The 10,432-nt window shown below is 60.8% G+C and carries 7 protein-coding genes and 1 tRNA gene; 6 read left to right on the top strand and 2 right to left on the bottom strand.

Annotated features, from left to right (window positions below; genetic code table 11):
- Nucleotides 1-485: 485 nt before the first annotated feature.
- On the bottom strand, nt 486-2,186 hold the full coding sequence (gene recJ / locus EXR36_02230) for a single-stranded-DNA-specific exonuclease RecJ (GenBank protein MSQ58481.1): 1,701 nt from the start codon (nt 2,184-2,186) through the stop codon (nt 486-488).
- Entirely contained in the window at nt 2,179-3,075 is an 897-nt protein-coding gene (locus EXR36_02225; GenBank protein MSQ58480.1) for a hypothetical protein, read from the bottom strand. The genes recJ and EXR36_02225 overlap by 8 nt, the downstream gene beginning before the upstream one ends.
- A gap of 179 nt (nt 3,076-3,254) precedes the next feature.
- On the opposite strand from EXR36_02225, the gene EXR36_02220 reads away from it, so the two are divergent.
- From EXR36_02220 to thrS, 6 genes are all read left to right on the top strand, one after another.
- Nucleotides 3,255-4,499, top strand: coding sequence for a lipoprotein-releasing ABC transporter permease subunit (locus EXR36_02220; protein ID MSQ58479.1), 1,245 nt, complete (start codon nt 3,255-3,257; stop codon nt 4,497-4,499).
- Nucleotides 4,492-5,199, top strand: a complete 708-nt coding sequence (locus tag EXR36_02215; GenBank protein ID MSQ58478.1) for an ATP-binding cassette domain-containing protein — start codon at nt 4,492-4,494, stop codon at nt 5,197-5,199. The genes EXR36_02220 and EXR36_02215 overlap by 8 nt, the downstream gene beginning before the upstream one ends.
- A 5-nt stretch (nt 5,200-5,204) precedes the next feature.
- Nucleotides 5,205-7,577 carry a DNA internalization-related competence protein ComEC/Rec2 gene (locus tag EXR36_02210; protein MSQ58477.1) on the top strand — a complete coding sequence of 791 codons (2,373 nt, stop codon included), beginning with the start codon at nt 5,205-5,207 and terminating at the stop codon, nt 7,575-7,577.
- Nucleotides 7,578-7,783: 206 nt separating this feature from the next.
- Nucleotides 7,784-8,188, top strand: coding sequence for an anti-sigma factor antagonist (locus tag EXR36_02205; GenBank protein ID MSQ58476.1), 405 nt, complete (start codon nt 7,784-7,786; stop codon nt 8,186-8,188).
- Between the two features lie 100 nt (nt 8,189-8,288).
- A tRNA-Val gene (locus EXR36_02200) sits at nt 8,289-8,365 on the top strand.
- A 134-nt stretch (nt 8,366-8,499) separates the two neighbouring features.
- A complete protein-coding gene (gene thrS / locus EXR36_02195; protein MSQ58475.1) occupies nt 8,500-10,404 on the top strand; it encodes a threonine--tRNA ligase in 1,905 nt (634 codons plus the stop codon).
- Nucleotides 10,405-10,432 lie beyond the last annotated feature (28 nt).

Raw genomic sequence — 10,432 nt, 5'->3', positions numbered from 1 at the left:
CAGCTTTGGCCTCCCTTGACGCGCTTCACCGCCAGTTGCTTGAACTCTGCCGTGTACTCCTGCTTTGGTAGCTTCTTCATCTTCAATCCCTCCAGTTCGTCCAGAATAAACTCCTACTCTTGGAAGACGAAATTTCGGGGGAAGCTCATCGTTTGTGCGAGCGAAGCTGCTAAATCTGAGCGTGCGCTCTTTCAGAATGAAGTCGCAAGCGACCGATACCCTTGTGTAGTGGTAAACGTAGCGCTCGTGGTCGCGCAAGCCGTAGATCATGGGCACGGGGCATAGCATTAAGCAGACGGGAAACTCCTGTAATTCAATCAGAAAAGTCCCGCTTTGCAATACGGAAGATTACCGCCTATCCTGTTTTCGGAGACCACACACGAGTATAGCCGTCGTTGCTGATGAATGCTTTGCCACGGCGCATCAAGCGCTTGGCGCAGCCCTGACACCGCGCCGAATACCCCTCACCCCTCACCCCTCACCCCTCACCCCACCTCCCTCCAATGTTCCACCACCAATTGCAGCATCCGCTGCCCGTTGAACTCGTTGACGTCCATCCGGTACACCAACTCCACCGCGATGGGCAGCGGGCCGGTGTCGCCGAACAGGATGGCGTTTAGGAATTTTCCGCCGGTCACGGGGCGCAATCGCAAGCGCGTGTGCTTCTCTCCGACCACGCGTTGTTGTTCCACGCGGAACTCGTTGCGGAAGGTGGGGGCGGGAAAGCCTTGGCCCCAGACCATGCCGGCTAGCGCCTCGGCGAGTTCGAGGGAGAAGTCGTCGTCTTGCAAGGGGCCGTCGGTTTCCACTCGCTGATGCAAGTCGCTGGGGGTTATGAGTTCTCGCACGATTTCATCGAAAACGCGGGAGAAGGTGACGAACTGGTTGGTACCGATGCTAAGTCCCGCCGCCGCTGCGTGGCCGCCAAAGCGGGTGATCAGGTCCGGATGGCGCTTGCTGATGAGATCCAGGGCGTCTCGCAGATGCAGGGCGGAAATGGAGCGGCCGGAGCCTTTGAGTTCGCCTTCGGCGCCAGCGGCGAAGGCGATGACCGGGCGGTGCAGGCGTTCACGCAGGCGCGAGGCAAGGATGCCGATGACGCCTTGGTGCCAGGTGGTGTCGAATAATGCCACGCCCCAGCGCCCCGCATCTTCGAAGCGGTCGAGGTGTTCCAGCGCGCTGTCTTGCATTTGCGCTTCGATGACGCGGCGTTCGCGGTTGAGAGAATCGAGATCTCGCGCCAGGCGGCCGGCTTGCGCGGGGTCTTGCGCGAGCAAGCATTCGATGCCCAGCGACATGTCGCTCAAGCGGCCCGCCGCGTTGAGGCGGGGGCCTAACACGAAGCCTAGATCATAAACGCCTGCCCTGATGGGTTCGCGCGCAGCCACTTGGAGCAGTGCGAGGATGCCAGGACGGGCGCGCCCCGCGCGGATACGAGCGAGGCCTTGTTGGACGAGCAACCGGTTGTTGTCGTCCAGCTTGACCACGTCGGCCACTGTGCCGAGCGCAACCAAGTCCAGCCAGTTGGCGAGATTGGGTTCGGAAGTGCCGATGAATTTTCCGCGTGCGCGCAGTTCGGCGCGCAGTTGCAGTAGCACGTAGAACATGACGCCCACGCCCGCCAGGTTCTTGCTGGGAAAGCCGCAGCCAACTTGGTTCGGATTGACTATGCATGCGGCCGCGGGCAATTCGGGTCCTGGCAGATGATGGTCGGTGATCAACACCTGCATGCCCAATCGGTTCGCCTCGCGCACGCCTTCCACGCTGGCGATGCCGTTATCCACCGTGATCAAGTAATCCGGTATGCGCTGCGCGGCGAGACGGACAATCTCGGGGGTCAAGCCGTATCCATACTCGAAGCGGTTGGGGACGATGTAATCCACCTCCGCTCCCATTTCGCGCAGCGCCAGCACGCCGAGCGCGCAAGCCGTCGCGCCGTCGGAGTCGTAGTCCGCCACGATGAGCAGGCGTTTGTGGTCTTCGATAGCTTGCGCCAGCCGCTGCCCCATGGCGTTGAGGTTGTGCATGAGACTGGGCGGCAGGAGGCGGGGGAGGCCGAAGTCCAGAACGTTCGCGCTGGCAGCGCCGCGGGCGGCCAGCACTCTTGCGACAACCGGATGAACGTGACCCGCGAGCAGCGGTTTCAGGTGTTCAGCGGGAACCCGGCGGTCATGAATTTCAGGCATCGGCGGCGATCAAGTCGTGGCTCGAGTCCTTGCGCCAGAAACGCCATAAATCCCTGGGTGACAGGCGGTAGCGGGATGTTGCTCCGTTCCACACCACGATGTCGCATTGGGCGATGGATCGCCTCCGGAGAGAGGCGAGGAGAGGAGCGAACCAGCTTTGATCCAGTCCTGAAAAAAAATCGGTGGACGGAGCGAGGATCACCAGAGAGTTATCCATGTTCAACGGCAGTTCGAAGCGCCCGGGCAACGGGAAGCTTTCAGCACCACTCCAGCGCGCGAGACCGGTTGCCAAGGCATCAACCCCGTATAGGGCGGAGAATGACTTGTGCGCTACAGTGGGAAGTGACCCGCCTCCCCATAGCCACAGCGCGCTGACGGCAAGCCGCCATTCGCGTTTTTCGTTGATCGCGTGGGTGTGAAGCAACATTTGAATCTCGGTTAAGCGCCGTTGCCATGCCGGAGCCTCGTCTCCCTTCGGAAGATGCACATCGATGCCACGGCCAATGACTTGGCTCAGTGCGGTAGTGGTGATCCGGGGCTGTGCCAGCAACCGAAAATACCACCGGTTCGGTGCACCGTATATCAGTTGCAACCCGTCATCCGCGAGTAGTGCATTGATGGATTGAATCAGCGCTTGCGCTTCTTCCGGAGCGAGATCCGCAATTTCCATGGCCGCCAGATCATCGCGCATCGGTTGCAGATGTATGGGGTCGGCGCGTAGCCAATAGTTATCGCTTGGGCCGAGGCCATCGGCCAGGGCGGTGAGCGCGGCGCAAGGCGGATTCGCCTTCAAGGACTCATCGAACAATGCGCAAAGTGCTGCTTCCTTGTCACGGGCTTCGAGCCGGGTGCGATTCGCGCGCGATAGCAGCCGTCTCAATGCTGGCATGGCAGGCAAGAAAGCAGGCGCGTAAGGGTCGGGAGGCGGTACGCAAAGAAAGATGCAAAGGTTGCGCACGAGGGTTTTATCAGCCCAGAAATGTCGTTCGAGGAACTCAGCAATGCCGGGCGAGTCTAGCATGGCGGTTGTGGCACACTTCGGCCTTCCTCAAGGACCATCATTCCCTTTTGCAACCCTACGAACTCTTTGTCGGACTGCGCTACACCCGGGCCAAGCGGCGCAATCATTTCATCTCCATCATCTCGGTGATCTCCATGGCGGGCATTGGCCTGGGCGTTGCCGCGTTGATCATTGTGCTGTCGGTGATGAACGGATTTCAGAAGGAATTACGCACGCGCATTCTGGGGGTAGCCTCCCACGTGCAGCTCTCCGGTTTGGATGGCAGCTTGCCCGATTGGCCACGGGTTTCCCAACTCGCGAGCCAGCATCCGCGCGTGTTGGCAACCGCGCCCTACATCAGCGCGCAAGGCTTGATCTCCAACGGCCAGGACGTGCAAGGCGTGATGATTCGCGGAATCATTCCCGAGGAAGAAGAGCGCGTGGCCGATCTCGGCCGGAATATGAAGACGGGCAATCTCAAGGACTTGCGCCCCGGTGAGTTTGGCATCGTCCTGGGGGCGGAACTGGCGCAGAGCCTGGGCGCCAGGATCGGGGAAAAATTGGTGGTGATCGCACCGCAAGGCCAGGTCACGCCAGCGGGGATTCTTCCGCGCATCAAGCAATTCACTCTGATTGGGATCTTCGAGGTGGGGATGTACGAGTTCGATTCCGGGCTCGCCTTGGTCCGCATGGAAGATGCACAACGCCTTTACCGCATGAGCGATGCAGTGAGCGGTGTGCGTTTGAAACTGGACGATCTCTTTCAAGCCCCCGCCGTCGCCCGCGAACTCGGCAAGACTTTGCCGCATGATGTTCATGCATCCGACTGGACGCGAAGCCACGCCAATTTTTTTCGCGCCGTGGCCATCGAGAAGCGCATGATGTTCATCATATTGACCCTGATCGTCGCCGTGGCGGCTTTCAATATCGTCTCCACGTTGGTGATGGCGGTCACCGACAAACTTTCCGATATCGCCATCTTGCGTACTTTGGGGGCCACGCCTGCTTCCATACTTAAAATTTTCATGGTGCAAGGAACCTTGATCGGCGTGATTGGAACCGTTCTCGGCATCGTGTGCGGGGTGTTGCTCGCCATGAACATCGATGTCGTGGTGCCCGCCATCGAGAAAACCTTTGGCGTGCACTTTCTGGACCCTTCCATCTACTACATCAAGGACCTCCCTTCGGATTTGCAGTGGGCCGACGTGTTCACGGTTGGAGGCGTATCCCTGGTGTTGTCCTTGGTGGCCACTATCTATCCCAGCCTGCGGGCCGCGCGTGTCAACCCCGCGGAGGCGTTGCGCTATGAATGAGGACATCATCGCCTGCGAGGGCCTGCGCAAGGTCTTCCATCAAGGGCCCTACGAAGTACCCGTATTGCTCGGCGTGAATCTGCGCGTGGCGCGCGGAGAAGGGGTGGCCATCGTCGGGGCTTCAGGCTCGGGCAAGAGCACCTTGCTTCATCTGCTGGGCGGGCTGGATGCTCCCAGCGGAGGAAGCGTGGCCATCCTCGGCCGCCCCATGAGCGAACTCTCCGACGCCGAGCGCGGCCAATTGCGCAACGAGGCCCTGGGCTTCGTCTACCAGTTTCATCATCTGCTGATGGAATTCAGCGCGCGGGAGAACGTGGCGATCCCCTTACTCATCCGGCGCACGCGGCCGGAGATCGCGTACAAGGAAGCTGCGGAGATCCTCGGGAAAGTGGGACTCTCGCACCGGCTCACTCACCGGCCGGGCGAACTCTCGGGCGGGGAGCGGCAGCGCGCGGCGTTGGCGCGGGCACTGGTCACGAAACCCGCCTGCCTGCTAGCCGACGAACCCACGGGTAACCTCGACCGGCACACGGCGGAGCAGATGTTGGATCTCATGCTCGGCCTCAATCGCGATCTCGGGGCCAGCCTCATCATCGTCACCCACGACATGAGCATCGCGGCCAGCATGGATAGGACGTTGAGGTTGGAGGATGGAATTTTGAAAGGCGGGGAGGAGGGAGGAGGGAGGAGGGAGGGGTAATACGAATGCACCTTCCGACGCGCGATTTCTGCACAACGCCTCACGCTTCACGTTTCACGCTTCACGCCGTGTTATTCGTTTCCGGCGCATGGCTGTTGCAACAACAGCCGGCGCTGCCTAGCTTGCTCTGGGCTTATCTCCTTGCTGCTTGCGTGCTGGTGCGCTGGCTCGCGCGGGATGCGCTCCATCGCTTTACTTGGATCGTGGATCCGGCGCTATGGATTGCCGCCGGTTTTGTGTGGGCGGGTGTGGTGGCGCAGGCCAAGATCTCCGATCAACTGGCCGTGGAATGGGAGGGGCAAGACGTGCGGGTGGAAGGTACCGTGGCGCAAATGCCGGTGGCCTTCGAGCGCGGAGTGCGATTTCGGTTCGATGTGGATCGCGTGCTCACGCCGCTTGCGCGGATTCCGAGTTCCCTCCAATTAGCCTGGTACGCCGAGGCGCGGACTCCGCCGCCCGAATTGCACGCGGGCGAACGCTGGCGGCTCAGTGTCCGGTTGAAGCGTCCCCATGGCGCGGCCAATCCCCACGGTTTCGATTACGAATTCTGGATGTTGGAGCGCGGGATTCGCGCATCGGGATATGTGCGGCCCAAGGCAACCCATGAACGAGTTGGTACGGGCAACCCGCGTTATCTCGTGGAGATCGTGCGCGAGCACGTTCGTGACCGCATTGAGGGCGCGCTTGCGGACGAAGTATCCGGGGGAGTGCTGGTGGCCCTGGCCGTGGGCGAACAGCGAGCCATCGGCGCGGAACAGTGGCGCTTGTTTACCCGCACGGGCGTGAATCATCTCATGTCCATTTCCGGGCTGCACATCACCATGCTCTCGGGGCTGGCCGCACTGGTGGTGGGTTGGTGCTGGCGGCGCAGCGCCAAGTTGGTGTTGCGATTTCCCGCTCAGAAGGCGGCGCTGGTTACCGGGCTGGCGGTGGCGGTGCTCTATGCCGCCGTCGCGGGCTTCGCGGTACCGGCCCAGAGAACCGTTCTGATGCTGGCGGCCATCGTGCTGGCGTTGCTCTGGTCGCGCACTTGGTCTTCCAGTTTTGTATTGGCGGTCTCGCTCTTCGTGGTGACGGTGTTCGATCCCTTTGCAGTCATGGCTCCGGGGTTCTGGTTGTCCTTCGGCGCGGTGGCGCTGATCGCCTACGCCAGCGCGCACCGCGTTGGCGCTCCCTCGCGCGTGATGCGATGGGTCGGTGCGCAATGGGCGCTGACGGTGGGACTGATACCGCTGTTGCTCGTGTTGTTCGCGCAGGTTTCCATCGTCTCGCCACTCGCCAATGCTTTCGCCATTCCTCTGGTGAGTCTGGTGGTGGTGCCTCTGACCCTTGTTGGAGCGTTGTTGCCCGTGGATTTCGTGCTGCTCGCCGCCGGGCGCGTGATGTCTTTATGCATTGAACTGCTGCAATGGCTAGACGCCACGCCCATCGCCGCGTGGCAGCAGGCGAGCCCTTCCATTTGGAGCGTCGCGGTGGCGCTATTAGGCGCGCTATGGCTGCTTGCCCCGCGCGGGTTTCCCGCTCGCTGGATGGGTATGATGGCGATGCTTCCGATGTTTCTCACGGTGGCGCCCGCGCCGGGGCAAGGTGAAGCGTGGTTGGATGTTCTGGACGTGGGACAAGGGCTTGGCGTGGTGGTGCGTACCGCGCGGCACCAGTTGCTGTTCGATACGGGGCCCGGCTACTCCGAGGAATCCGATGCGGGGGATCGCGTGGTGGTGCCTTACCTGCGGGCGCAGGGCATCTCCAACCTAAGCGGCTTGATCGTCAGCCATGACGACAGCGATCATTCCGGCGGGGCGGCCTCGGTGCTGCGCATGGTAACGGTGGATTGGATGGCGTCCTCCCTTGCCCCCGAACATGCACTGCATGCCTTGGCGGCTCGCAGCGTGCGCTGCGTGAGCGGCCAGCGCTGGAAATGGGATGGTGTTGACTTCGAAATGCTGCATCCGAGCGCTGGCAGCTATGAAGATACGCACATCAAGGACAACAATCGCAGCTGTGTGCTGCGCGTGTCCGTCCCAGGTGCCAGTGCCTTGATTCCCGCCGACATCGAAGCCGCCGCGGAAGCTAGGCTTCTACGCGAGACGCCCCAATTACCGCGCACGGATATTTTGATCGCGCCGCATCACGGCAGTGGCACCTCCTCCACGGAAACCTTCCTGCGGCAGGTGGTTCCAAGGTTCGCGGTATTCACCAACGGTTACCGAAATAGTTTTGGCCACCCCAAGGAAGAAGTGGTGCAACGTTACCGTGATCTAGGGGCCAAGCTTTACCGCAGTGACCAGCATGGAGCCATACTGTTTCGAATGAAGGAAAATGTCATCGAGGCAAGCGCCTGGCGCGAGCAACAGCGTAGATATTGGAGAGGACGATGACGGTGCAGGTGAGGCAAGCCGCCGGTGGCATGCAAACAGATGCATGGTTGGCCGGTGCGCAAGCGCGTTGTACGGGCGCCGAGAACGCACTGCTGGCGCGCGCCGCCGAGATGGCCAATGCCCAGTTCGGCGAGCGCCTCATGCCCACGGGCGAATCCTATCTCAATCACGCACGTGAAGTGGCTGGCATCCTGGTGGGCATGTCCATGGACGCGGAGAGCATCGCGGCCGGGTTGTTAGCCGCCTTGCCTTCCATACGGGCGGATGCCGTGGCGTATCTGCGCGATAACTTGAGCGCGGGCGCCAGCCGTACGGATGTACAACAATCCAATGGAACCATGCGCATCAAACTGAACGGCCGCTTCGACTTCAGCGCGCACCGGGCCTTTCGCGATGCGTATTCGCCTGGGATAGACGCCACGGACGTAAGGCAGATCGACATCGACCTCGCCCAGGTGGATTACCTGGACAGCTCCGCCCTGGGCATGTTGCTCATGCTGCGCGAGAAAGCCCAGGCCGCCAGCAAGGGCATCAAATTGACCAATTGCAAGGGGTCGGTAAGGCAGGTGCTAGACATCGCCAATTTCAGCAAGTTGTTCGAGATGGGCTGAATACCTCTATCGAACTCAGGCGCCTTTCGGCTAGAATCCCGCCCGAAAACGAAGTTTCAGTGAAGGATAACCTGCAAAGCAGGTCATGCCGGAGCTATTTAGGCGCGTAGCTCAGCTGGTTAGAGCACCACCTTGACATGGTGGGGGTCGTTGGTTCGAGTCCAATCGCGCCTACCAACGGATGAGGGGGCGGGAGTTCGCTAGAGACTCCCGCCCTTTCTCGTCTTCCTCGTCTTATCGCCGTTGAATGTTTGTCCCGGTCGTCGCGGCGCCCTTTCGGGGGTTGAGCGTACCCTGGGTGTTATCGAGCCATGCCAACCATACGCTTGCCTGACGGAAGTCAGCGCCAGTACGATCATCCCGTTACGGTGTCCGAGGTCGCCGCTTCCATCGGCGCGGGGCTCGCGCGCGCGGCGCTGGCTGGCAAGGTAAATGGCAAGCTGGTGGATACCAGCCACCGTTTGGATGCGGATTCGGATCTGGCCATCGTCACTGACCGTGACCGGGAAGGCCTGGAAATCATCCGCCATTCGAGCGCGCACTTGTTGGCGCACGCGGTGAAAGAACTCTTTCCGGATGCCCAGGTCACCATCGGCCCCGTCATCGAGGACGGCTTCTTCTACGATTTCTCCTACAAACGCCCCTTTACGCAGGAAGACTTGGCCGCCATCGAAAAGCGCATGGGGGAGATCGCCAAGCGCGACTTGCCCGTGACGCGGCGCGTGATGCCGCGGTCCGAGGCCGTAACGTTCTTCAAGAACCAAGGCGAGCACTACAAAGCGCTGATCATCGAATCCATTCCGGCGGGTGAGGACGTTTCGCTCTACACACAAGGCAATTTCGCCGATCTGTGCCGGGGTCCTCATGTCCCCTTCACTGGCAAGCTCAAGGTCTTCAAACTGATGAAGCTGGCCGGCGCCTATTGGCGCGGCGATTCGCGCAACGAGATGTTGCAGAGGATCTACGGCACGGCCTGGACCAAGAAGGAAGATCTGGACGCCCATCTTCACCGGTTGGAGGAAGCGGAAAAGCGCGATCACCGCAAGCTTGGGCGGCAATTGGACCTCTTCCATCTCCAGGATGAAGCCCCCGGCATGGTGTTCTGGCACCCTAGAGGCTGGTCCGTGTGGCAGCAGATCGAGCAATATGTCCGGCGGGTGCTGGCCAAGCAGGGGTATCAAGAAGTGCGTACTCCCCTGGTTATGGACCGGGTGCTGTGGGAGCGCTCGGGCCATATGGAGAACTACGGGGAGCATATGTTTACCACGAGTTCCGAGAACCGGGACTACGTGGTCAAGCCCATGAATTGCCCTGGGCACATCCAGGTCTTCAACCAGGGCATCAAGAGCTATCGCGATCTGCCCTTGCGCTTGGCGGAGTTTGGGTCTTGCCACCGCAATGAGCCATCGGGAGCCTTGCACGGCATCATGCGGGTGCGCGGGTTCGTGCAAGACGATGCCCATATCTTTTGCACGGAAGCCCAGGTGCAGTCCGAAGCTGCGGCCTTTATAGACTTACTGCGGTGTATCTACCGGGATTTTGGGTTCACCGACATCTTGATCAAGCTCGCCACCCGGCCCGTCAAGCGCATCGGCAGTGACGAGGCGTGGGATCGTGCGGAAAAAGCCCTGGGGGAGGCGCTGGCCCAGAAGGGTCTGGCCTATGAGGTCTCCCCTGGCGACGGTGCCTTTTATGGGCCGAAGGTCGAATTTTCCCTGAAGGACTCCCTGGCTCGCGTCTGGCAATGCGGGACGTTGCAGCTGGATTTCGCCCTGCCCGGGCGTTTAGGCGCGGAATACGTGGCCGAGGATAACGCCCGCAAGATACCCGTGATGCTGCACCGGGCGGTGCTGGGTTCCCTGGAGCGCTTCATCGGTATCTTGATCGAGCACTATGCCGGGGCCTTGCCCACCTGGCTTGCCCCGGTGCAGGCAGTGGTCTTGAATATCTCGGAAAGCCAGCAGGCTTACTGCCAAGAAGTGGGGCGCATACTGGAAGCCGCCGGGGTGCGCGTGCTTTGCGACTTGAGGAATGAGAAAATAACCTATAAGATTCGCGAACATAGTCTTCAGAAGATCCCGTACCAACTGGTGATTGGCGAGAAAGAGGTAAACGCCAAGACCGTTGCGGTACGCGAACGGGGCAATACCGACTTGGGCGCCATGTCCGTCAGCGACTTCATTTCTCGCCTGAATTCCGAGTTGCCGCCGTCGTAATAGCAGTAGGTTGGGAAAGAGCATTCTT

Source organism: Betaproteobacteria bacterium (genome assembly GCA_009693245.1).
GTDB lineage: Bacteria > Pseudomonadota > Gammaproteobacteria > Burkholderiales > SHXO01 > SHXO01.
This window is presented reverse-complemented; position numbering and strand designations above follow the sequence as displayed.